Origin of the sequence: Wolbachia endosymbiont (group A) of Volucella bombylans, assembly GCF_964026965.1 — a bacterium.
Classification (GTDB): Bacteria; Pseudomonadota; Alphaproteobacteria; order Rickettsiales; family Anaplasmataceae; genus Wolbachia; species Wolbachia pipientis.
The window spans coordinates 1,149,738-1,173,543 of sequence record NZ_OZ034717.1 but is presented as its reverse complement, the minus strand read 5'-3'; the positions used below and the strand labels follow the sequence as shown (position 1 = coordinate 1,173,543).

The following is a 23,806-nucleotide window of genomic DNA, read 5'->3' as shown; positions in this document are numbered from 1 at the left end:
ACTCTCCATGTTTAAATTTTAAAACTTGCTTTTAATCTTTGTAAGCAGCTTGCCTAAATGCGGTTCTTCAACCATACTCAGGCGTCCACTGCGGTCTTTAGCTGGGTATCCCCAAGGGTTTAAAGTGTGGCAAACAAAAGAGCGCTTCTCCGTTCCATCATCTTTCTTGATTCCAACCATACTGATTACTTCGTCAACTATCCCAGGAATTTCACTGGCAGTTTTAGTTCCTTCGCATTGAGGTAGCCAAGTTGGACGATTGCAGTCATCGAGATATTGACCTAAAGTGCCAACTATGATGATGTCTTTGTCTCTGATGTGTTGAAATTGATTGAGCCAAGCCATCATTTCTTGAGCAAGTAATCCATACGCAGCTCTCATATCCTGCTTTCCCGATCTCTCAGAAAAAGCTTCAGGTTGCATTTTTGCCCATAATAGACATAAACGTGAAGCAACGGTTATACTATCTACAAAGATGCATCGGTATTTAGAAAACTCAGAGAAAAGATCTTTGTACTTACCAGATACATGTTCATGGTGTCTTTGGCTATATGCTTGATCAGACTTCAGCGCAGGATTAGACCCCCCTATAAGACAAGCAATATCTCTAGCTTCATTCTAAGTGCGAAGACTAATTGAATCTCCTTGCCAGTCTTGAACGGCAAGAAGCCCTGCTTCAAAATCAAGGCAAAGTGTTGGTTCATCTATAGTCTTTAGTAGACTTGTTTTACCAATACCATAAGGACCAAAGATGACCATCTTTACACTTGATATTGTTTGCAATCTTTCATTATTATTCAAAATTTTAAGAATCATTATTTATCCATGCTGCAATGTATATATACAAGAAAGGCAAAAATTTTGTTCAATTTTTCTTTTTGCCTTCGTAGTAAATAGGAGAAAGTTTGGCACGTATCTTCTTGATAATATTGTTTAAAGTGGTTCTTGAAACGTTGTTCATTTTGGCAACTTCATGTAAGTTGAAAAACTTAAGTTGCTCACATATATTTTGCCATTCCTTTGGTAAAACCGAGATCATATAGTCTACATCAATGCGTTTTGTTATTTCACTCTCAAGTAGCTCTGTTACATCGATACTAATATAGTTATTGATATCGCGTTTTGCACATCGCTGTTTCTTTAGCAAGTTAATAGCTTTGTTTTCAGTTAGTCTTGCTACAAAAGTGTTAAAGCTACTTTTATCTTCATTATACTGATCAAGACATGGCCAAATTTCACAGAAGAGTTCTTGCTCAAGATCTTCGTGAGCTTCATTAATAAAGCACTTAGCAAGTTTCAGTCTATAAGCTTGATATTTTACATTTTTAATAACTATATGGTAGTTTTGTAATTTCATAACTTTCCTTAAAAACAAATTGATGCTTTTAAGGATGAGAGTTATTAATGCTGTTATGTAGGACAGGAGCAAAAATAAATAATACTGATGCGATTTTTAATCTATTGATATTCTGTTATTTTTTTTTGAGAATAATACCGGTGCAATTTAAAATAATACAATTCAGGTTTTTGGAACCTATTTTGAATGGATTTCAATATTTTTAAGAATGGGTAGCTCAGGCTTCCTAAAGTTATATTAAAAATATATAAGAATTTCATATTTTGAAATTCAATATCACCTAAAGAGCTAAAAATGTGGATTTCGCTATTAAAAGAATAGCTTAAATTTTTAAGAGGAAAATAGTTGAAAAGTATGCTCTCTATAACCTTAAGTTCCGTTCCTAATTACTGGCTTCCTAAATCAGGAATTAGGAATCAGGAATCTAGAACTAGCCTATATGGAGGGATTTCACCATGCGTTCCTAAAACCGTTCCTAGGAACGGCATATCTGAAGTCCGCCAATATGGAGGATTCTAGCTTCCTGAAACCCTTATATATAATATATATATATAATACATATATAAAAATATACACATATATAAAAACATATAAAATATAAGAGTAGAATAATAAAAACCTCTAAAAGTAGAGAAACCCGTTTGAAAGGTCTTCAAATTCAAGAATTATAAAAAAAAATTCCTAAAAATTTGAAGATTTTTTGGACGAAAATTTTTCAAATCTTGTATATATATGTACACAACAATTGAAAGGCTTGGTAAACAAACTGGCTGTAAAAGAGTTTTTATGTTAGTTGTTAAATTTCGAAAATTAAAGATTTTTTGGACGTAATTTTTTCAAATCTTGTATATATATGTACTCGGCAATTGAAAGGAAATGCTCACCCTAGATCTTGGCAAACAAACCGGCTGGACTATTTTAAATGATGGAATAGTGCAAAGTGGAAGTAAGAGTTTTCATGTTAGCAGGTTTAGTGGTGGTGGAATGCAGTTTTTAAATTTTCGTAATTGGCTTAATTCACTTAAGTATAAATTTCCAGGCATTGAAGTTGTATACTTTGAAGAAGTGAGAAGACACTTGGGAACTGATGCTGCACATATCTATGGAGGGTTTTTAGCACACCTTTCTGCTTGGTGTGAAGAAAGTAATATTCCCTATCAAGGTGTTTCGGTTAAGACTATTAAACGTTTTATAACTGGCAAGGGCAATGCAAGTAAAGCTGATGTAATTGAAGCAGTGCAGGAAAAGGGTTTTTGTCCAACAGATGATAATGAAGCAGATTCTTTAGCATTAATGTTCTATGTTATGAATTTTAGTAAAGATTTTAATACGTTGGAAATATCATAAAAAGTGGGTCCTTTTGGCCAAGCTGGAGGGTTTGGTGGTCCTGACCTCGGACCTTCTTTAGCGTTAGACATATTTCAAATGTTAACTACTTACGAAATTATAGCTGAGCAGTGCTAAAATAAGGAGAAAAAAAAGGTGAGAATTACGCAAGCAGAATGGGCAAGGGAAAAAGGGTTTTCGAGGCAATATGTCTGTTCTTTAGTAAAAAAAGGAATAGTTGAGCTGGAAGATGGACTTATTGACCGAGAACAAGCAAATGAAGCGGTAGCAGCAATAAGAGATCCAAGTCAACCACTGAGGAGAAAAGAGTGCGGAGAAACACTTTCAACGATATTGCTAAAAACGCGAATAAAAAATGAAACCGAACGTGGTAAACTTTTGGAAGCTAAAGTGAAAGCTGAAATAGGCAAATTTGTGTCAATTGAAGAGGTAAAAACTGAAGCATTTAACGTAGCAAGAGTTGTCCGTAATAATTTGCTTAATATTCCAAATAGAGTTTCAGCATTGCTTGCATCACTGAGTGACACTGAAAAGATTCATATGGTGCTAACTGAAGAGATTACAAACTCATTACAAGAATTATCTAATACTAAATTTCAAATATAAGAAAGATTTTGAATATAAAATGGCTGATAACTTAAGTTTAGAGTTAATAAAGTGTCTCATTAATCAACCTGGATTAGATGTAAATGTTAGAGGATTAAACGGAAAAACCCCACTACATTGCGCTATAGAGTTTGATGAATTAAGTATGGTGGATTTGTTACTCACGAAGAAGAACATTAATCCTTTTGTGGAAGATAATGAAGGTAAAACATCTCTTGATTACGCCAAAGAAGAGAAAAAAGCAGAAATATTGAAAGCGTTAATTAGTAACAAATACGGGTCAGAACAAGATAGTTTACTTCATTTAGCTGCAATGATAGGTGAAGTTAATGCAGTCAGATATTTGATAGGAAAAGGTATTGACGTTAATGTACGAAATGCTCTGCATCATACGCCATTACATCTAGCAGCAGGAATAGGACATGCAGAAGTTGTAAAGATTTTGATAAGAGAAGGAAAAGCTGAAATAGATGTCTTTGATGCGCGAAATCAGACACCAATGCACTATGCAGTTAATAATAAAAAGTTAGAGATAGTAAAGTTACTGCTGAAACTTGGAGCAGATGTAAATAGTGCACGTATGGGACAAAACTCAATGAAATTGTCGCCTGTTCATATAGCTGTAAGTAATACTAATTACGATGAAAGAGACTTATGTCTTGATATTCTCAAATGCTTAATAAGGGAGCCTAATGCTCAAGTCAATTTACAAGATTACGAAAATAAAACGCCACTACATTACGCTGAAAGACTTAAAACAATAGAGGTTTTACTAACACGAGAAGATATAGACCCTCTGGTAAAAGACGATAGCGGCAAGACACCATTTGATTACGCTAAACCTGAGATAAAGAAGGCTTTGATGAGTAATAAATACGGTTCTGAAAAGAATAGTCTACTCCATTTAGCTGCACAAAGAGGAGAAATTGAGATTGTAGAGTCTATCTTAAAAGAAGAAATTGATATTGATATTTCAAATAATAAAGGTCTATCACCGATTTACCTTGCTGCAGAAAAAAGGCATTTACATGTAGTAAAGTTATTGCTGACAAAAGGAGCAAATTATACACCTGTTCTGCACTTAGCAATCAAGTCAAATAATTTAGAGTTGCTAAAAACTTTATTTAAAGAAAAGAGCATCAAATTACCAGACGAGATAGGCAAGTCTGTACCAGTTTATTATAGGTGTATAGAACATAGAGATGCAAAAGTAAGAAAATACAACAATGTGATCTGTGTTTTTACCTCAGTAAGTGCAGTAGCAATAGCGGTATGTATAGGGTTAACAGCAACAACAATAAGCAGTGCAATCATTTTTGCAACAATAACAGGGATATTTGCGCTTATTATAGCACTAATGATAAGTGAGATGAGCAAAAGATATATAGAAAACGAATTTCAGAAAAAGATGTTTATGGAATTGGAGGAGTGTGGAGGAATAAACTCTACTGTTAACAATATTGAGATAGAACCAATTATGAGTAGATGCAGACAATGATATACGCTAGAGCTTTTTCTGAAGGTTTAAGACCATATCCAGAGCTTAAAGTATCAGAGTGGGCGAATGAGTATCGAGTTTTAGCGCCAACTGCAGCATCAGAGCCAGGTAAATGGAGAACAGAAAGAACTCCTTATTTAAAAGAAATAATGGATTCACTATCTCCATCTTCGTCAGCGGAGAAAGTAGTATTCATGAAAGGAGCGCAGATTGGGGGAACAGAAGCTGGCAACAATTGGATTGGCTATATCATCGATCAAACACCGGGACCAATGCTAGTAGTACAGCCAACAGTCGAAATGGGAAAACGTTGGTCGAAGGGAAGATTTGCACCGTTGATAGAGAGTACACCATGTTTAAAGAGTAAAGTAAAAGACCCAAGATCAAGAGACTCAGGCAATACTGTACAAAGTAAGGAGTTTCCAGGTGGAATAGTAGTAATAACTGGAGCGAATAGCAGTGTAGGACTTAGATCCATGCCAGTAAAATATCTCTTTCTTGATGAAATAGATGCCTATCCAGGAGATTCAGGAGGAGAAGGTGATCCAGTACTGCTCAGTATTGCTCGAACTAATACATTTGCACGTCGAAAGATTTTTTTAGTATCAACACCAACGATTCATGGAATAAGCAGAATTGAGAAGGAGTTTGAAGCAACAGATAAGAGATATTTTTTTGTACCATGTCCGCATTGTAATTACTATCAAGTTCTAAAATGGTCACAAATAAAATGGGAAAATAACGACTCAAGAACAGCACATTATGTCTGCACTGAATGTAGCGGCAAAATAGAAAATCATCAAAAGACAGAGATGCTAGAACGTGGAGAATGGAGAGCTACAGAGGCAAAAGAAGGTGAGAAAAAAGGATTTCATCTTTCAAGTCTTTATAGTCCAGTTGGCTGGTATAGTTGGCAACAAGCAGTAGAGGACTTTCTCCATGCAAAGGAAAGTGAACAATTACTGAAAGTTTGGATAAATACCACGCTTGGAGAAACTTGGGTAGATAAAGGAGAAGTACCAGACTGGAAGCAATTATTTAATAGAAGAGAATTTTATCAAATTGGCACAGTACCAAAAGGCGAAGTAGTTCTCACAGCAGGTGTTGATGTACAAAAAGATCGTTTAGAAGTAGAAGTCGTAGCATGGGGAAAAAGCCGTGAAAGTTGGTCAATAGACTACCGAGTATTTGAAGGAGATACAGGAAGTGGAGAAGTATGGAAAAAGCTTTCAGAGCTGTTAAATCATCATTTTATCGGTGAAAATGGGCTTGAATATATGATAAGCATGATGGCGGTTGATGCAGGGTATGCAACACAGGAAGTATACAACTGGGTGAGAGGTCATCAAGGATCTGGAAGAGTAATGGCAGTGAAAGGTGTAAATAAAGCACTAGTACCACTTAGCAGTCCAAGTAGAGTAGATATAACAGTTGGTGGGCAAAAGCTGAAAAGAGGAATAAAGCTCTGGCCAGTAGGAGTATCAATATTAAAGTCAGAACTTTTTCAATTACTTAATGTTTTAAAAGAAGAAGAGAAAGTGCCAGCAGGGTATTGTCATTTTCCCGAGTATGCACCTGAGTATTTTAAGCAGCTAACGGCAGAGCAGTTAGTCAGCAAGGTAGTAAAGGGATACACCAAACAGGAGTGGCAAAAGGTAAGAGAAAGAAATGAAGTGCTAGATTGCCGAATTTATGCGAGAGCTGCATCTATTGCGCTTGGAATTGATAGGTGGCAAGAAAATAAATGGAATAGTTTAAGTGAAAAACCAGAAAGTAAAAAATCAAAGAAAATAGTGAAAAGTAAGTGGATCAGCAAGTAGTAAATGTATAACGAAGAGTATTTAGTTCAAATTGAAGAAGCGATAAAGAAGCTGCAAAACGGAGAGCGAGTGGTATCAATTGCATATGGTGACCATGTGGTGAGATATGCAGAAGTAGATATAAATGATTTACTAAGCTTAAGACAACGTATTAAGGCTGAACTAAAGATTGTTGGAATGAAGCCGAAGAGGAAAATTATTTTTGCTACTAACAAGGGAGTTTTGTAATGTTACTAAAATCATTCAAACAACTATTTAGCAAGCCAAAAATCAAAAGCTCAGCCTGGGATGCATCTGGCTCAGGAAGAAGGGTAATGTATTGGCAAGGAGAAACGGGAAGCATAAATAATTTACTCTCTCAAAGCCTTGAGCACTTGCGTAGCCGCTCTCGTGATATGGTAAGAAAAAATCCATATGCAGCAAATATCATTGATACAATAGTAAGTAACTCGATTGGAACAGGAATAAAACCGCAATCAAAAGCTAAAGATCCAGAGTTTCGGAAAAGAGTGCAAGAGTTATGGCTGAGATGGACAGATGAAGCAGACAGTAGTGGAGTAAATGATTTTTATGGACTGCAAGCACTGGTTTGTAGGAGCATGATAGAAGGCGGGGAATGTTTCATACGGTTAAGAACAAGAAAACCTGGAGATGGTCTGTGTGTACCGTTGCAATTACAAGTGCTTGAATCTGAACACTTAGATAATAAAACAAATCAAACTTTAGCAAATGGTAATGTAATAAGAAACGGGATTGAGTTCAATAGACTTGGGCAAAGGGAAGCATACTACCTATTTAAAGAACACCCTGGTGAAAGTACGTTTGGAGAATCAGTAAGAGTACCAGCAAACGATGTTTTACATATCTATAGACCACTAAGACCTGGGCAAATTAGGGGAGAGCCATGGCTTTCTAATATACTGCTAAAGCTCTATGAGCTTGATCAATACGATGATGCAGAGCTAGTGAGAAAAAAGACAGCGGCGATGTTTGCAGGATTTATTACGAGACTCGATCCAGAAGCAAATATTTTAGGAGAAGGTGAAAGTAATGAGCAAGGAGTAGCACTATCTGGTTTAGAGCCTGGAACAATGCAGCTTTTAGACCCAGGAGAAGATATAAAATTTTCAGAACCATCGGATGTTGGAGGAAGTTATGAAGCATTCATGAGACAGCAGCTGAGAGCAATAGCAATAGGTACAGGAATAACATATGAGCAACTAACTGGGGATCTAAGTGGCGTTAATTATTCATCAATCAGAGCAGGATTAATAGAGTTTCGTAGGAGATGTACAATGTTACAGCATAACATAATGGTATTTCAGTTTTGCCGTCCTGTATGGGATAGATGGTTAGAGTTAGCACTACTTTCTGGAGAACTAGACATAGGTGAAGAATGGACAAAGGGAAAAGAAGGAGCAAAAAAAGAAGTAAAATGGATACCACAGGGATTTGATTGGGTCGATCCGCTAAAAGATCAGCAAGCACAGCAAATGGCAGTAAGAAATGGATTTAAGAGTCGATCAGAAGTAGTATCAGAAATGGGTTACGATGTAGAAGAAATTGAGCAGGAAATTGCTGAAGATCAAAGACGTGCAAGTGAACTGGGCTTAAGTTTTGATTCTGACGTTACGGCCAATCAAGAGGTGATATGAAACAACAATGGCTAAACAGATGTGTAATGGTAGAACCAAGGAGTTTTGAATTACTGTCACTACAAACAGGAAAGCAGCCTATCTTTAAAAATATAAAACATGCAGTAAGAAATAGTGAAAGAGGAATAATACCGATACATGGAATCTTGACAAAAAAGTCAGAAACTTTTGATGATATTTTTGGAATGACTTCCTATAATCAAATAGAAGCACAAATTACACAAGCAATAGAAGATAGTGATATAGAAACAATCCTGTTGGATATAGACAGTCCTGGAGGAGAGGTCAATGGAGTGTTTGACCTTGCTGATTTTATTTACAGTGCAAGGGGAAAAAAGAGGATAATAGCGATAGCAAATGATGATGCATATTCTGCAGCGTACGCTATAGCTTCTAGCGCTGAAAAGGTATTTGTGAGTAGAACTTCAGGAGTAGGAAGCATAGGAGTAATAGCAAGTCATATAGATCAAAGTGGGTTTGATGAAAAACAGGGAATAAAATATACGACAGTATTTGCAGGAAGTAGAAAAAATGATTTAAATCCACATGAGCCAATAACTTCTGAGAGTTTAGAAAACCTAAAAAGCGAAGTGAATCGTTTATATGGAATGCTGGTTGAGCTAATAGCACGCAATAGAAACCTTTCTGTAGAGGCAATCAAATCAACAGAAGCAGGGCTATATTTTGGCGAGAAAGCAGTAGAAATAGGTCTTGCAGATGGAATTACAATTCTTTCAGAGTTTAAATATATTAATAAAAACAGGAGTATTACTATGAACGAACAAACTATAACTGACCTAAAAGAAGAAACTAATAATTTAACTAAGTATCGTACTGAAGTTCTTGAATTAATACGTTTATGTAATATATCAAAGATGCCAGAGAAAATAGGAGAATTTATTGAGCAGAGTGTAAGTGTTGAGCAAGCAAGGGAAGTTTTAATGGAATTACTTGCAGAAAGAACAAAGAAGACAGAGATAATAAGTACAATACCACAGAATTCAGGAGAAGAGTTGATGATGCAGGTAGCGAAAAGTCGTAGGCATTTAAAATATATAACAAAAGGAGAAAAGCAAAATGAGTAGTATAACAGAACAAAATAACCTTGGTGATCTTCTAAAATATGAAGCATCAAATTTATATTCACGAGATCAAATAACTGTTGCCAAAGGACAGAATCTCAAGCTTGGTGCAGTAGTTGCTAAAAAGACTGAAGATGGTTTTATTAGGGTCTTAAATCTAACAGCAACCGATGGCACACAAACGGCAATAGGAGTAATTTCAAGTGATGTAAACGCAAAGGAAAATGCTAAAGGAGTAATTATTGCTCGCGGTGCAATGCTAGCAGATCATGCAGTTGTATGGCCAGCAAATATCACTGAAGAGCAGAAAAATGCAGCAATAAAGCAACTTGAAACACGAGGGATCATTATCCGTAAAGCAGTCTAAAGCTATATTAAACAATAAAAAACACAAAGGGGGAAAAGAAAAAATGCAAAATCCATTTACAAATACAGCATTTAGTATGACGGCACTAACTAATGCGATGAATATATTGCCGATAAATTATGGACGGGTTGAAAATTTAAATTTATTTCCAAGTAGGTCAGTAAGATTTAGACATATTACCATAGAAGAGCAAAATGGAGTATTAAGTTTACTACCAACGCAAGTACCCGGAGCACCAGCAACAGTAGGAAAAAGAGGAAAAAGAAAGGTAAGAACATTTACGATTCCACATATTCCGCATGATGATGTAGTGTTACCAGAAGAAGTACAGGGAATAAGAGCATTTGGATCAGAAAGTGAACTTAAAGCGCTGGCAGATGTAATAACTGACCATTTGCAGCTAATGAGAAATAAACATGCAATAACGTTGGAGCATTTGCGTATGGGAGCGCTGAAAGGAATAATTCTGGACGCAGATGGCAGTGAATTGTTAAATCTGTACAACGAATTTGAAATAACACCAAAAGTAGTAAATTTTGCACTGGGAGCAGCGATAACTGATGTAAAACGTAAGTGTCTGGAAGTATTGAGGCACATAGAAGATAATCTAAGTGGTGAATATATGACAGGAATTCATGCTTTAGTAAGCCCTGAGTTTTTTGATGCACTTACTTCTCATGCTAAAGTGAAAGAAGCATATGAGAGATGGCAAGAAGGAGCAGCGCTAAGAAATGATATGAGGTCAGGATTTACGTTCTGTGGAATAACGTTTGAGGAATATAGAGGACAAGCAACTGATCCTGAAGGAACCGTGAGAAGATTTATAGAAAGGGATACGGGGCACTGTTTTCCAGTAGGAACAGCAAGCACATTTACAACATATTTTGCACCAGCAGATTTTAATGAAACAGTGAATACTCTTGGACAGCCACTCTATGCAAAACAAGAGCCAAGAAGATTTGATAGAGGGACTGATTTGCATACGCAGTCAAACCCTCTGCCAATGTGCCACCGTCCAGCAATACTAGTCAAGATCGTTGCAACATAGGTAGAGCAAATATAAAGCGGTGTGAGGCAGAAGAATGCTTTACCTCTTCTTAGCATATAAATGTTAGTATATAGCGGAGAAATGTGCAAGAGAATATTAAGAGATTATTTAAAGATTGTTTTGCTCATTTAGGAAAAGTAGCTTTGTATGAATCAAAGGATAAGTCATATATGGTACAAGTACTAAAGCAACAGCCAGATAAATTATACGAGATTGGTGAAGGACAATTTGTGGGAGAGATGCTTTTTCTTGAGGTAAGCGTTTTTGATGTACTCAGGCCAATGGTGGGAGATATTTTTGTTATTGATGGTTGTAAATATAAAGTATATTCTCCGCCACTGCGAGGTAATTCAGGAATAGTTTGGAATATAAACTGTACAGTACTTGGAGAGAAAGATGTTTAAAATTGAAGTTAATGAAAACATTGAGAGAATTACTCACGACATTGATGCTAACAAAGCTAAAGTAGAGTTGGCAGCGGTAAGAGCGCTAAACAAAACGGCACTATGGTTAAAATCTCAGGCTGTCCGAGAAATCAGTGAAGAAAAGCAAATTAGGCTGAAAGTAATTAGAAAAAGACTAAGAATCATCAAGTCAAGAAAAAGCACTTTGAAAGTTTTAATTAGAGCATATCTGTATGATATAAATATAAAACAAGCAAAAATAAGAACAGCATTTAATGATGAATTTATGGCAACAATGCCAAGAGGCTATCGTGGTATTTTTAAACGTGTAGGAAGAACAGCACTACCGATACAGGAGGTTAAACTACCACTTGAACCTGAGGCTTCAAGGATAATAGAAAATCTTGTTAATTATGAAGTTGAAAGGATATTTGAAAAATATTTTACACATGAGTTATTTTATGACGGCATTTTGGACTAATTTACATGAGGCAATTTGTAATACGCTAAAGGCAGAGATACCAGCAATTCAAACTTGTGAGGTTTATCCAGCAATCAGGAAAGAATTGATAGCACCAGCAGTATTTATAGAACTTAGTGGCTTTGAAAAAGGACATGATCCAGGAACAGAAGAATTAGCGCTGAGAGCAAAATTTGAAGCACGAATTGTGATTGATAGCACAATAGAAAATGCACCTATTATTGTCAGAGCATTGGCGGCAGAAGTAGCAAGAGTGGTAAATAAAAACACTTGGAAAGTGGAGAAAATTTCACCAGGAGAATTTATCTCAGGAGGAGGAGATGATTTTAGGCCAGAGCTCGATGCATATTTAGTGTGGATGGTAGAGTGGGTGCATGAAGTACATCTTGGTGATTCAGTATGGGCAGAGAGTAGTATTCCGCCGAGTACTGTTTACATTGGGTTTACGCCTGATATTGGAGTTGCTAATAAGCATAAATATGTAAAGGTTGGCAAAAATGATGAATAGTTTTGAAGATGCGAACTTACTAATAAAACTTAATAACTTGATTAGAGTTGGCACAGTCGAAGAAGTAGGCTGTGGAACGGCTAAGGTACGTGTAAAAATGATAGGTAATATATTAACAGACTGGTTGCCATGGGTAACAGCAAGAGCTGGAGAAGACAGAAGTTGGTCTGCACCAAGTATTGGAGAACAGGTGATAGTACTTTCGCCATCTGGTGAAATTGCCAAAGGGATTGTCTTACCTGCAATTTATTATAAAAAATATCCTATTCCAGAAGGAAGTAAGGAAGAAGTAAGCGGTTTTGTTTTTAAAGATGGAACAGTTATTTACTATGACCGAAATGGTCATAAGTTTACAATTTCTGTCAAAGAAGAAGGAGCTCTTGTTTTTGCAGTGAAAGAAACGCAAATGGAAGTAACTAGTAAGGAAGTTATTTTAAAAACGGGAAAATCAAGTTCAAATATAACTGATGAAAAGATTGTCTTACAGGTTGGGAACTCAAGTCTAGAGATTACTGAGAGTGGCATTAAGTTAAATGCGAAAAAAATAGATTTAAACTAGCCGGAGAAAAATGTTAGAGCTAATAATGATAAGGGTATTATGATTGGTGATATTGAGTATACCTCTCAAACATCAGAATTAAGTGGATATGAATCAGGATGTGAAGATGAGTCAAGAAGAGAGGAGGAAACAAGAGGTTCATTGTTAGGGCAAAAACGACTTTCAGAATCAGACAAAGATTTAAGTTTGGCAAAACAGGGAAAAGTTGTTCGTTTTGGTGATATGTGTAACCAACATGGAGATTATTTACAAAGCCCTGGCATAGGAGGAAGCAGTAATGTGTTTGTAAATGGTAGGCCTGTGCATCGTCAAGGAGATGAATGGTCACAACATGCATCAACAGACCCTTATAAACCACCACATACTAGTCAATCCCTTCTTGAGGGGTCAGATTCAGTGTTTGTAAATGGCAAAGCCATTGCTCGTACTGGTGACCTAATTTCCTGTGGAGCAGTGGCAGAACAAGGAAGCAATGATGTCTTTGCAGGGTAAGTGATATGCGTGGTATGAATTCTGAAACTGGTAAAACAATAAGTGGTATAGAGCATTTAAAACAATCAATAGTTGATATTTTAACTACACCAATTGGTGCTCGTGTTATGCGCCGAGATTATGGATCAAGGTTATTTGAGCTGATTGATCATCCAATTGTACCTGGTTTTGCACAAGAGCTTTATGCAGCAGTTGCAGAAGCATTAGAAAAGTGGGAGCGTCGATTTAAGCTTAAACGTGTACAAATAACAGAAATAAAAGAAGGTAAAGTAACTCTCATTTTAGAAGGAATCTATCTGCCAAATGGAAAGCCGATCCGCCTTGATGGTATTATAGTATAAGGTAGTAGGATGAAAACACCAAATATTGTCGAAACATTAAAATTTGAGGAAATCTTTTCGCGAATGAAAGAAGAGTTAGTGCGTCGGAATGCAAGTTTTTCTGCACTAACTGAGAGTGATCCAGCAATAAAGATACTGGAAGTAGCAGCCTGGCGTGAACTTTTGCTTAGGCAAAGGATTAATGATGCAGCACAGGCAAATTTACTTGCTTTTGCAAGAGGTAATGACCTTGATCACTTGGCTGAATTTTATGGTGTGCTGAGAAAGGAGTCAGAGAATGATGAATCCTTAAGGAAGCGGGTAAAAGCCAAAATTGTTGGTTGGTCAACAGCAGGGAGTAAAGAGCATTATCGCTATCATGCATTATCTGCTGACACGAGAGTAAAAGATGCGCAAGTGGTATCACCTATACCAGGAAGTGTACAGATTTCAATACTTTCCACAGAAAATGGTGGAGTACCTTCAGAAGAATTGCTAGAGATCGTCAGAAATCACGTTATTCGCGATGATATTCGTGTATTAACAGATACGCTTACAGTTATTGGCTGTGGTATTATTCCCATTACTATTCATGCTAAAGTGCATATTTACCCTACTGCATCAAAAGATGTTATCGAAGCTGCAAAGGAACAATTTATCAAAGGTCTTGAGTCTACTAAAGGTTTAGGGTGGAATGTAACCAGGTCCTGGATTATTGCTCATCTTTTTACAGAAGGTATACAAAATATAGAGCTTACAGAGCCAATAGAAGACATAATTGTACAAAATAATGAATGCGTTGCTTTAAGTGATTTAAGTGTTAGGTAAAAATTGGTGATACTTCCTCCAAATGCTTCAAAGCAAGAGCAAATACTTACAGACATAATTAATTATTCTCTTGATGCAAATTCTCTACGGGGATTTAAATTTAACCCACAGACTGAAATGTTGCCGTGGCTAGTAGCGGAATACGGCTTGGGAGAAATTTTATCCTGGGGTAAGAAAGCTACTAAGAGTGCATTAAAAGAATGGGTCTTAGCTAAGCAAAACGGAATAAGATTTCAACGTTTGCGCGGTACACCACAGTCACTGAAGATGGCGCTGAAATGGGCAAACATTGATAATATTACCATTCAAGAAGAACCACCAGGAGAGCATTTTGCTGAATTTCAAATTGGCATCTCTGATGTTCCTAATGACTTTTTTGTCGATAGTGTAATTGCTCTGGCAAAACTTTCTGCACCGGCAAGATCTCGATTAATGCGAATATTCAATGATTATTACAATGCTCAGCGGTTTATGTTAGATGAAAGTATTTTTGGAGATCTTCTTTCAGACTACTCGGGTGTAAGAATAGCAAAAGAAGGGCCAGTATTATCGTTTGGAAGAAAAAACTCATTTGAGCTAAAAATAGGAAATCCAAGATTTAAATTTAGCACTTTTAGATCACATTATGATAGAAGTTACAGTAATGATTTATATAGGTTGGATGTTGCAGTATTAGGAGAGACAGAGCCTCACACCAAGAATTACAACGGTATATATGAAAGAAGTCACGAGTGGTATAACTTAAAAGCACTATATCCTCTACCACAGGGTTTATTGCCAGAAATTAAGTTTGCTAAAGCGTTGATAGTATTATCAGATAGTTGGAATTTGGGAGATATCAATGCTTGTTTTGCACCAACTGCTTATAAAGAAATAGAGCATACATTTTACTTAAGTGAAGATAAACTCTCTGAGCAGATTTGGAATTTTCGACGTACACCAATTTTAGAGCGGTTTAGTATAACTTATTACTACGAAGCAAAGAGTTTTACTGATCAAAGAATAATAGAGTCTAATTTAAGGGAATATCATATTGATTGTCAAAATGACTCAGATTTAAAACAGAAAGATCCTATTCATGAGCTAGAAAATTACGTAGCAGTATTTTACCCAGGTATGGTCACTTGGCATGAACATCGCCACTTAAATCGCCCTTGGAAAAATTTTGAGCCCATTATTACAAAAAAATTGGACGTTTTTTCTACGAATCTTGTATATATATAATATCAATCACGCAATCAGACATGTCAATACTGACACAATCAGGCAGAGCAGCTATTGCTGCGAGCATAAAAGAGCAACCAATACATCTTGCTTGGGGATCTGGAGATTCTACCTGGGAAAGCAGCTACAAAGTTGAAAAAACTTTTACAGCAGGCGGCAAGATAAGTTTAGATCACCACACTATTAAAGATGTAAAAGTTTATACAGGGCAAACAATTTATCAGTCAAGCATAGATTATATAGTTGATGGTAGCTCAGGCGCTATTGAGCGTGTAGAAAATGGTGCAATTATAGCAGATAGCGTAATCACTATAGAGTATACTCAAGACACACCACCGGAACTAATTACTTCTGCAACATTAATTAAGGAAGTTGGACGTCGTGTTGTTGATGAGGTGCTCTTTTGCAGTGGTGATGAGAATGGAGAACTTGTGACTCCATCTGGAAGGTTTAAACCATCGAATGTACCAATCAATAATCTGTATCTTAAATTTACTTTCGATTTCACGGACGCAGCAAATCAAGTAATAAGAGAGCTTGGAGTTATGGTTGGTACAAAGGTGGTAGAAAAATTGCCTCCTGGACAGAGATATTTTGAACCAAAAGATATAGAAGACCATGGAATCTTGCTGATTTTAGAACACACTGTACCACTTATCAGAACTGCTGCCACAAGAGAGACTTTTTCATTTGTTGTAACCTTTTAGAATAAAATGACTTTAAACACCTATTATAACCGCTTTAATCCTGACAAAGAATACGAAAAAAGCTTATTTCTTGCTGGAAGAGGTTTGCAATCTGCAGAATTAAACGAGACTCAGGAGTATGCTCTCTCTAAGCTTAAAGGCATAGGCGATGCAATATTTCGTGATGGTGATGTTATAATAGGAAGCAATTGTATTATAGATAGAGAAACTGGTAAAGTTACGCTTGAATCAGGAAAAATCTATCTTCGTGGAGCGGTTAGAAAAGTTGAAAAAGAAGAGTTTGTTATTCCACTGAGTACCACAGTGCGTATAGGTGTTTATTACGTAGAATCTACCATTACAGAACTTGAGGATGAAAACCTTCGTGATCCTGCTGTTGGTACACGTAACTATCAAGAAGTAGGGGCTGCAAGGCTTAAAGTTTCCACCACTTGGAGTTATCAAGCTGAGGGTGTGACTACTAATGCTTCAGGAGAATTTTATCCAATTTATAACATTGAAAATGGAGTATTGATAGAACATTCACCGCCACCACAAGCAAATATAGTAACTACTGCTCTTGCTCGTTATGACAAAGAAGCAAATGGTTCCTATGTCGTAAATGGTCTTGAAGTAATGTTCCTGCAAAAGGAAGAGGGAGAAGGAGGAAAAAAAATATTTGTGATTAATGAGGGCAAAGCTCATGTTGATGGCTATGAGATTGAGCTACCTCACAGTATTCGTGTTTCTTTTGATGAAGATCCAGATATAAAAGCAGTTGAATCAGAACCACATACTTTTCAGCCAAATAGCCAAAGAGTAATGGAACTTAAAGTTAATGATTTTCCAATAAGTGAAATTAAAAAAGTAGATATAACTGTTCAAAAAACCATTACCGTTACTCATGGTTCATACTCAGGAGCTGTTGATCCAATACCTGACTCTGCAGTACTTGAGATTATTCAAGTTAAACAAGGCAATGTTATTTATGAAAATAGTATAGATTACAAATTAAACGCAGGAAACGTTGATTGGTCATTACCAGGTAAAGAACCAGCTCCTGGAAGTAGTTATCAAATAACTTACCGCTGTCGTACTCATGTAAGTCCTGAAGATATAAGTGAAGAGGGATGCAAAGTAAAAGGAGCAGTTGATAACAGCTTGGTTCTGATTGATTACACCTGGAAAATGCCCCGCTATGATTTAATTACTATCGATAGCAAAGGAGCAGTAAGGAGAATAAAAGGTATAGCTCACCCTTGGCGACCATCAATGCCTAGAGCGCCTAGTGGACAACTTTTGCTCTGCTACATTCATCAGACGTGGAAAAAAGGCGAAGGGGTAAAAATAGTGAATAATGCTATTCATGCTGTACCGATGAATGAGCTTGAAGCAATGAAAAAAGGAATAAATGATCTTTATGCGCTGGTTGCAGAGGAACGTCTACGCAATGATGCAAATTCAAGAGAACCTACCACCAAAAAAGGAGTATTTGTTGATTCATTCTTTGATGATGATATGCGCGATCAAGGAATTTTGCAGTCTGCAGCAATAGTAAATAAGGAACTAATTTTACCAATAGATGTAACGATTGCTGATATTGATGGAGGAGAAAAAACTTATTTGTTGCCATATGAACTTGAACCGGTACTGGAGCAGCTTTTACAGACTAAAGGAGAAAAGATCAATCCATATCAAGCTTTTGATCCAGTCCCGGCACAAATTACTCTAAATAAAAATATAGATCACTGGACGGAGGTTACCACGAATTGGAAAAGTCCAGTAACCAGAGTGTTTAATGTTAAAGAAACAACAGAGCTGCTGTCAAGTACCTCATACGAAACTGAATTTATGCGAGAAGCAACTCAAAATTTTGAGATTGAAGGTTTTGCAACTGGTGAAAAGCTTAAGGAAGTAAAATTTGATGGCATAAGCATTCAACCTCAAGCATAGAAAATATTTGAAAGAAAAACATGATCGCAACATTTATTGCTGATAACAGAGGAAAAATAAAAGGAAGATTTACTGTACCAAGAAACATTCCTGCTGGGACTAAGTTAGTACAGTTCTTCGGTGATAAAGGAAGTTATGGAGAAGCAACGTATACTGGTAAAAAAACAATTACCATAGAGGAAAGAAGAAGAGTTATCGCAGCAAGAAGAGTTGATCCTTTAGCGCAAACATTTACTCTAAATGAAAGTAGGCACATAGGAGGCGTGGAACTATGGTTTGTAAATAAAGGCAAAAAACGTGTTGTTGTGCAGATTAGAGAAACAGCAGTGGGAGTGCCCTCGCAAACTGTCATTGCTGAAAGCTATATTGAGCCAAAAGATATAAAGATAGATGGCACAGCAACACGTATAGAGTGGTCACCAGTGTTTTGCCATGCAGGAGAGGAGTATGCAATAGTACTACTTACTGATGATGCAGATACTGCAGTAAAAATAGCAGAACTTGGCAAATATGATGCAGTAAATAGCCGTTGGGTAACAAGCCAGCCATATCAAGTAGGAGTATTACTGTCATCAAGCAATGCAAGCACCTGGACTCCACATCAAAATTTAGATTTAACGTTTCGGCTTTTGGCTGCAAAATTTAGCGAAAATTCTCACGTTATTGATCTGGGAAAAGTTACAGCAACCAATACTTCAGATTTAATTGTTTTGACGAACGTCGAAAAAGTAGCATTTGATACCAATGTGGAATTTATCTTAACAGATGAAGAGGGAAAAGAGAACTTTTTGTCTGATAATTTGCCACTTGCACTGCGTGAAAGACTATCTGGAGAGCTAACAGTAAAGGCAAGCCTAAAAGGAGGGCGAGAAAAAAGTCCAGTGCTATATCCTGGGTTACAGCTAGTTATGGGTAATATAGGGGAAAAAGGAGATTATGTTACAAGAAGTATTACAGCAGGAGCTAATACTAAAATCACCATAACGTACGATGCGCTGATACCTGGCACTGCAGATGTTAAAGCTTATGTACAAAAAAGCAACAGTGATTGGCAATTAGTAAATTTAACATCAGGAAAACCAATTGGAGAAAATTGGGTAGAGAGAACTCATGTGCTGACAAATTTTAATGCTAATGAGACAAGGATAAAATTAGTTTTAAGTGGAACGGTTATTTATCGTCCTAAAGTCAAAAATCTCAGAGTAATAGTAACATAAAATTTAAATGACTTTTGATCAAACCAAACGAGGATATCCTTTGCCGCATCCAGAGAACATAGCTGTAGAAGATGTAGTACGTATTCGCAGAGCCATAGAAAAGATAGATGAAGATATGAGTGAAAGAGAAGATGAACTTAAAAATAATTTTGAACGATTTAGATTTGAAACTTTTTTGAATTTTTGGGAATGAAAGAAGCAATAGAAGCATTACAGCAAAGGATAAAGGATTTAGCAGCAAATAGCACGGCTGATCAACTGGCATATCTTGCAAAATCGCTGGAATTGATAGCAGATAAAAAAGCTATTGCTGACATTGTACAAATAACTGAAGTAAAAGAGATAATTGATGCACTACAGAGAAGGCTTAAAGATTTAGCAGGAAGTAGTACACCAGATCAACTAGCATATCTTGCTAAAGCACTGGAATCAATAATCGACAAAAGTGCGGTTTCTGAAATTGTACAGATGACAGATGGTAAGTTAAAAGAACTCTTGAGCGCTGCAAGGACGCACTTAAGTGACATAAATAGCAATAAGGAAAATTCAATATCTGCAATAACTGAAGCGAAAACAGATTCTGTCAATGAAATTAACAAGCTTAGGGATAATTCCTTAAATACTTTAAAAGCATCATCAGATTCGCATATATCGCTACTTGATACGAGAAAGAATGCCAATATTGCAGCAATAAATAGCATTAGTAACAGTCATAAAGATGGTCTTAAAGGTTTAGTAGAAGATTTTCGTGCTGTTAATAATGTACCATCTGGCTCATCAATTATTAGGGAAATAGAAACTCGAATTAAAAACATCCCTGATAAATGAGGTAAAAACTCGGGATGAACAGTTAAAAGTGTCTCTTATAAATGAAATAAGAAAGCGCAACATGGTTGAACCAGGGTCATTACCTTTCTTATTTGGTGTACTTGGCAGAAAAAATAATTATTTTGGCCACGGAACTTTTACGACAGAGCTTGGAAAGTGGAGTAGTGATATAACAAAAACTGACTATATGTTACAACTACTAGCAGGTAGCCATACGTACAATACAGATTACGTTAGTTTTTATCGGCCAAGACAACTAAGTTTTATAGAGGGAAGTAAAGGAACATTTATTTACGGAGAGTTATGCACAAAAAGTTTTTCGGGTAGTTATGATGAGATATACTATTACCCGTATGCTGCACTTGGAGTAGTATTTGTAAAAAATACAACCAATGTGAACATAAATAAGACAATGGAATTTGTTGGATCATCGTATTCGAGTACGGAGTATGGGGGAGCAGGATTATTTGTGGGAACACCAGATAATACCAATTCTAATAAATCAAGTATTTCAAAAATAGTATGGAAAAATGTTTACCAATACACGAGTTCTGATAGCAAGTTAGCCGGATCTGGTAATGTGGAGATTCCAGCAGGAAAAACAGTTGCAATATTACTTTACACATCATCTTATCTGTATTCCAGAACACAAGTTAGTCAAGGTATGCTTGCATCAAATTATGTACACAACTATGGTCAATTTATTCAGTGGGGGATTTATAACATACGTAGCAATTTTCTCACCACAGGGCTTGAGGTAGATGTGGAAAGGACGCTCAGGGGTTGGCAATGTCCAGGATTATCTAACACGTATGAGATTTGGAGGTAACAAACAATGTCTATCTACATTAGATTTGAAAATGATAAACAAGTAGAAACAACAACACTTGAAAGCAAGCCAACTGAAAATGATTGGTATGAAGCACCAGAAGATTTTGATTGGCAAAAAAGCTATTGTTTAACAGAAGGAGGAAAAATTGCTCAGCGTACTAAAGAAGATATACAAAAGGAGTTACTGGATAATGCGAAGCTTTGTGCATTTGATAGTATGCGTTTCTATTATGATAATCATACTCACCAATATGCAGGTCATTCTCACCAAAAAGCTAAATCTTATGAGATTCAAGCGGAAGCCGCAAAAAGCATTCTAGCAGCACCAGAATCTATAGATGAAAAGGATAAAGAAATTATAGAACCTTTAGCAAAAGTCCGTGGTATTACGGTTATTGAAATGGCAAGAATAATTGAGGAAAAAGTGAAAAAAGCAGTAAAAGCAATAATTAAATGTGAAGAGCTTGAAGATTTAGCCAAAAGAAAGATTGAAGAAGCCAAAAGTGAAAATGAGCTACAGACTTTGCTAGATGATTTCAGGAAAAAAATACAAAGAAATGGCTGAAGAATTTTTACATGGCGTAAATGTTATTGAGGTAACCTCAGGAGCAAAGACAGTACGTACAGCTAAATCATCAGTGATAGGTGTAATTGGTACTGCACCTGAAGCTGATGAGCAAAAATTTCCACTGAATAAACCAGTACTGATAGCAGGAAGTTTAAAGGAAACAGCAAAGCTTGGAAAGAGTGGCAGTTTACCTTCTGCAATAAATGGAATATTTTCCCAAATTGGTGCAACAGTAGTAGTTATTCGAGTTGAAGAAAGTGAGAACAGCGATCCAAAATTAAAAAAAGAAGAAACGCTGAGAAATGTAATTGGAGGAGTTGATAAAGAAACCGGAGAATATCAGGGAATTGAGGCATTTCTCAGTAGTGAAAGTATAGTCCATGTTGCGCCAAGAATATTAATTGCACCTCAGTTTACTCATCAGTTACCTGAAATAGATGGAGTAAATTCAGTAGTGAGTGCTTTAATTTCCATAGCAGAAAAATTAAGAGCAATTATTGTTGCAGATGGACCAAATACCAATGATGAAGAAGCAATAAAGTGGAGAAAAAGTGTAGGCAGCTCAAGAGTTTACGTAGTTGATCCATGGGTGAAGGTACTTATTGAAGGAAAAGAAGAAATCTTGCCATCGAGTCCATTTGTAGCTGGTTTAATAGCTAAGATAGACAGCGAGCAAGGCTTCTGGCAGTCACCTTCAAATAAAGAGATAAACGGTATTGTTGGAACAAGCAGGCCTATTGATTTTAGCTTAGGTTATGCAAATTGCAGAGCAAACCACTTAAATGAAAATGAAGTAACAACGATAATTCATCAAAATGGCTATAGGCTTTGGGGCAATAGAACATGTTCAAATGACTCAAAATGGGCTTTTTTGTCAGTGAGAAGGACTGCAGATTTAATCAATGATAGTTTACTTCGAGCTCATTTATGGGCAGTTGATCGCAATATTACCAAAACTTATATAGATGATGTGATTGAGGGGGTGAATTCTTACCTTGCAAGTTTAAAAGCGCAAGGAGCTATTATCAGCGGAAAATGTTATGCAACACCAGAGCTCAATACACCGGCAAACATTGCAAGCGGGAAAGTGTATTTTGACTTCGAGTTTACACCACCATATCCGGCAGAACAGATTACTTTCAGGTCACATCTTGTGAGTGGTACAATATTATAAAAATGGGAGAAAGAGATGTTACCGAAGATTTTAAAGAATTTTAATGTATTCGTAGATGGTCGGGGTTATGCAGGAAAAATTGATGAGATAACGCTACCAAAGCTTACCATAAAAACAGAAGAGTACCGTGCTGGTGGTATGGATATTCCAGTAAATATTGATATGGGCATGGAAAAGATTGAAGCAGATTTCACTTTTTCTGAATACGATACAGAGCTCTTTCGGCTATTTGGTCTAATAAATGGGAATTCAGTAGCTTTGACGCTCCGTGGTGGAATGCAAGGTAGTGGAAGTAATGATATTGAAGCAGTAATCATCAACCTCAGAGGCATTTTTAAAGAGTTTGACTTTGGTAATTGGAAACCTGCTGAAAAAGCAACGCTAAAGTGTACTGTAGCTGCCCATTACTACAAACTTACTATAGGTGGTAATGAATTAATAGAAATCGATGCTGAAAATATGATTAGAAAGATAAATGGTGTTGATCAAATGGCCTTGCTGCAAACGGTTTTAGGAATATGAAAACTTACTTGAAATTTTATTTTTTAAGGAGAAGCATATTAAAATAACTTTAAAAGTGTAAAAATATTTTATTTTTTAGGAGAATTTTATGAAAACTATAACACTTAATAACCCAATAACAGTTGATGGAATTTCTGTCTCAGAACTTACCGTTAGACGTCCAAAAGTTAGGGATTATCTAGCTATTGAGAGACTTAATGGTAGTGATCTAAGTAAGGAAGTAACTTTGACTGCCAATTTGACATCAGTTGCAAAAGAAGCGATTGAAGAGTTAGATATTGCTGATTATGTGAAAGTACAAGAGGTATTAAAGGATTTTTTTTCACCAATTATTCAAAAGACTTGAGATTAGAAGTACTCGTGCTTAGCTCTATCATAGGTGGTGGAGTTGAGCACATTCTTGATATGGAATTTAACGAATTTATCTTATG

Annotated in this window: 26 protein-coding genes and 2 pseudogenes; 26 read left to right on the top strand and 2 right to left on the bottom strand. The window is 36.3% G+C overall.

Going from position 1 to position 23,806, the window contains the following annotated elements; translation table 11 throughout:
• Positions 1 to 18: 18 nt before the first annotated feature.
• Both AAGD51_RS05935 and AAGD51_RS05930 read right to left on the bottom strand, forming a co-directional pair.
• Positions 19 to 816, bottom strand: a pseudogene (locus tag AAGD51_RS05935) (ATP-binding protein).
• Between the two features lie 49 nt (positions 817 to 865).
• Positions 866 to 1,357: a sigma-70 family RNA polymerase sigma factor gene (locus tag AAGD51_RS05930; protein WP_264376794.1), complete on the bottom strand. Its 492-nt coding sequence runs from the start codon at positions 1,355 to 1,357 to the stop codon at positions 866 to 868.
• 876 nt (positions 1,358 to 2,233) lie between these two features.
• Between AAGD51_RS05930 and AAGD51_RS05925 the strand changes: the two genes are divergently transcribed.
• The 26 genes and pseudogenes from AAGD51_RS05925 (at position 2,234) to AAGD51_RS05795 (ending at position 23,721) form a co-directional block, all read left to right on the top strand.
• Positions 2,234 to 2,704, top strand: a complete 471-nt coding sequence (locus AAGD51_RS05925; RefSeq protein ID WP_015587746.1) for a hypothetical protein — start codon at positions 2,234 to 2,236, stop codon at positions 2,702 to 2,704.
• 135 nt (positions 2,705 to 2,839) lie between these two features.
• A complete protein-coding gene (locus AAGD51_RS05920) occupies positions 2,840 to 3,310 on the top strand; it encodes a hypothetical protein (RefSeq protein ID WP_265027864.1) in 471 nt (156 codons plus the stop codon).
• Positions 3,311 to 3,329: 19 nt separating this feature from the next.
• Positions 3,330 to 4,808: an ankyrin repeat domain-containing protein gene (locus tag AAGD51_RS05915; protein WP_341810429.1), complete on the top strand. Its 1,479-nt coding sequence runs from the start codon at positions 3,330 to 3,332 to the stop codon at positions 4,806 to 4,808.
• On the top strand, positions 4,805 to 6,628 hold the full coding sequence (locus tag AAGD51_RS05910) for a phage terminase large subunit family protein (protein WP_341810428.1): 1,824 nt from the start codon (positions 4,805 to 4,807) through the stop codon (positions 6,626 to 6,628). The genes AAGD51_RS05915 and AAGD51_RS05910 overlap by 4 nt, the downstream gene beginning before the upstream one ends.
• A 3-nt stretch (positions 6,629 to 6,631) precedes the next feature.
• Positions 6,632 to 6,856 (top strand): gpW family head-tail joining protein, encoded by a 225-nt coding sequence (locus AAGD51_RS05905; RefSeq protein WP_187297528.1) that lies wholly within the window; start codon positions 6,632 to 6,634, stop codon positions 6,854 to 6,856.
• Positions 6,856 to 8,283 carry a phage portal protein gene (locus tag AAGD51_RS05900; RefSeq protein ID WP_264337665.1) on the top strand — a complete coding sequence of 476 codons (1,428 nt, stop codon included), beginning with the start codon at positions 6,856 to 6,858 and terminating at the stop codon, positions 8,281 to 8,283. Before AAGD51_RS05905 ends, AAGD51_RS05900 begins: the two co-directional genes overlap by 1 nt.
• On the top strand, positions 8,280 to 9,368 hold the full coding sequence (locus AAGD51_RS05895) for a S49 family peptidase (protein ID WP_236515170.1): 1,089 nt from the start codon (positions 8,280 to 8,282) through the stop codon (positions 9,366 to 9,368). The genes AAGD51_RS05900 and AAGD51_RS05895 overlap by 4 nt, the downstream gene beginning before the upstream one ends.
• Positions 9,361 to 9,732: a head decoration protein gene (locus tag AAGD51_RS05890; protein ID WP_164224825.1), complete on the top strand. Its 372-nt coding sequence runs from the start codon at positions 9,361 to 9,363 to the stop codon at positions 9,730 to 9,732. The genes AAGD51_RS05895 and AAGD51_RS05890 overlap by 8 nt, the downstream gene beginning before the upstream one ends.
• A gap of 43 nt (positions 9,733 to 9,775) precedes the next feature.
• The gene (locus tag AAGD51_RS05885; RefSeq protein ID WP_164224824.1) at positions 9,776 to 10,780 is read left to right on the top strand and encodes a major capsid protein; all 1,005 of its coding nucleotides are present in this window, start codon (positions 9,776 to 9,778) and stop codon (positions 10,778 to 10,780) included.
• 83 nt (positions 10,781 to 10,863) lie between these two features.
• The gene (locus tag AAGD51_RS05880; RefSeq protein ID WP_174516711.1) at positions 10,864 to 11,184 is read left to right on the top strand and encodes a hypothetical protein; all 321 of its coding nucleotides are present in this window, start codon (positions 10,864 to 10,866) and stop codon (positions 11,182 to 11,184) included.
• Positions 11,177 to 11,665: a phage tail protein gene (locus AAGD51_RS05875; protein ID WP_164224822.1), complete on the top strand. Its 489-nt coding sequence runs from the start codon at positions 11,177 to 11,179 to the stop codon at positions 11,663 to 11,665. Before AAGD51_RS05880 ends, AAGD51_RS05875 begins: the two co-directional genes overlap by 8 nt.
• Positions 11,646 to 12,173 (top strand): hypothetical protein, encoded by a 528-nt coding sequence (locus AAGD51_RS05870; RefSeq protein ID WP_224721422.1) that lies wholly within the window; start codon positions 11,646 to 11,648, stop codon positions 12,171 to 12,173. Before AAGD51_RS05875 ends, AAGD51_RS05870 begins: the two co-directional genes overlap by 20 nt.
• Positions 12,163 to 12,732 (top strand): phage baseplate assembly protein V, encoded by a 570-nt coding sequence (locus tag AAGD51_RS05865; RefSeq protein WP_205517798.1) that lies wholly within the window; start codon positions 12,163 to 12,165, stop codon positions 12,730 to 12,732. The genes AAGD51_RS05870 and AAGD51_RS05865 overlap by 11 nt, the downstream gene beginning before the upstream one ends.
• A 39-nt stretch (positions 12,733 to 12,771) precedes the next feature.
• The gene (locus AAGD51_RS05860; RefSeq protein ID WP_318010167.1) at positions 12,772 to 13,224 is read left to right on the top strand and encodes a PAAR domain-containing protein; all 453 of its coding nucleotides are present in this window, start codon (positions 12,772 to 12,774) and stop codon (positions 13,222 to 13,224) included.
• Positions 13,225 to 13,229: 5 nt separating this feature from the next.
• A complete protein-coding gene (locus AAGD51_RS05855) occupies positions 13,230 to 13,565 on the top strand; it encodes a GPW/gp25 family protein (RefSeq protein ID WP_015588498.1) in 336 nt (111 codons plus the stop codon).
• 9 nt (positions 13,566 to 13,574) lie between these two features.
• Positions 13,575 to 14,372: a baseplate J/gp47 family protein gene (locus AAGD51_RS05850; RefSeq protein WP_015588499.1), complete on the top strand. Its 798-nt coding sequence runs from the start codon at positions 13,575 to 13,577 to the stop codon at positions 14,370 to 14,372.
• A gap of 6 nt (positions 14,373 to 14,378) precedes the next feature.
• Positions 14,379 to 15,596: a phage tail protein gene (locus AAGD51_RS05845; protein WP_012673240.1), complete on the top strand. Its 1,218-nt coding sequence runs from the start codon at positions 14,379 to 14,381 to the stop codon at positions 15,594 to 15,596.
• 20 nt (positions 15,597 to 15,616) lie between these two features.
• Entirely contained in the window at positions 15,617 to 16,303 is a 687-nt protein-coding gene (locus tag AAGD51_RS05840; RefSeq protein ID WP_208571636.1) for a hypothetical protein, read from the top strand.
• A 6-nt stretch (positions 16,304 to 16,309) separates the two neighbouring features.
• Positions 16,310 to 18,235, top strand: a complete 1,926-nt coding sequence (locus AAGD51_RS05835) for a DUF4815 domain-containing protein (protein WP_341810426.1) — start codon at positions 16,310 to 16,312, stop codon at positions 18,233 to 18,235.
• A gap of 20 nt (positions 18,236 to 18,255) precedes the next feature.
• Positions 18,256 to 19,452, top strand: a complete 1,197-nt coding sequence (locus AAGD51_RS05830) for a hypothetical protein (RefSeq protein ID WP_264336323.1) — start codon at positions 18,256 to 18,258, stop codon at positions 19,450 to 19,452.
• 7 nt (positions 19,453 to 19,459) lie between these two features.
• On the top strand, positions 19,460 to 19,645 hold the full coding sequence (locus AAGD51_RS05825; RefSeq protein WP_174517025.1) for a hypothetical protein: 186 nt from the start codon (positions 19,460 to 19,462) through the stop codon (positions 19,643 to 19,645).
• Positions 19,642 to 21,109, top strand: a pseudogene (locus tag AAGD51_RS07305) (hypothetical protein). Before AAGD51_RS05825 ends, AAGD51_RS07305 begins: the two are co-directional and overlap by 4 nt.
• Before the next feature lie 6 nt (positions 21,110 to 21,115).
• Complete coding sequence (locus AAGD51_RS05810) at positions 21,116 to 21,676, top strand: hypothetical protein (RefSeq protein ID WP_155968663.1); 561 nt, start codon at positions 21,116 to 21,118, stop codon at positions 21,674 to 21,676.
• Complete coding sequence (locus AAGD51_RS05805; protein ID WP_341810423.1) at positions 21,669 to 22,853, top strand: phage tail sheath subtilisin-like domain-containing protein; 1,185 nt, start codon at positions 21,669 to 21,671, stop codon at positions 22,851 to 22,853. The genes AAGD51_RS05810 and AAGD51_RS05805 overlap by 8 nt, the downstream gene beginning before the upstream one ends.
• 15 nt (positions 22,854 to 22,868) lie before the next feature.
• Entirely contained in the window at positions 22,869 to 23,375 is a 507-nt protein-coding gene (locus AAGD51_RS05800; RefSeq protein ID WP_264337297.1) for a phage major tail tube protein, read from the top strand.
• Positions 23,376 to 23,463: 88 nt separating this feature from the next.
• Positions 23,464 to 23,721, top strand: a complete 258-nt coding sequence (locus AAGD51_RS05795; protein ID WP_264331026.1) for a phage tail assembly protein — start codon at positions 23,464 to 23,466, stop codon at positions 23,719 to 23,721.
• The last annotated feature ends 85 nt before the right edge of the window (positions 23,722 to 23,806 follow it).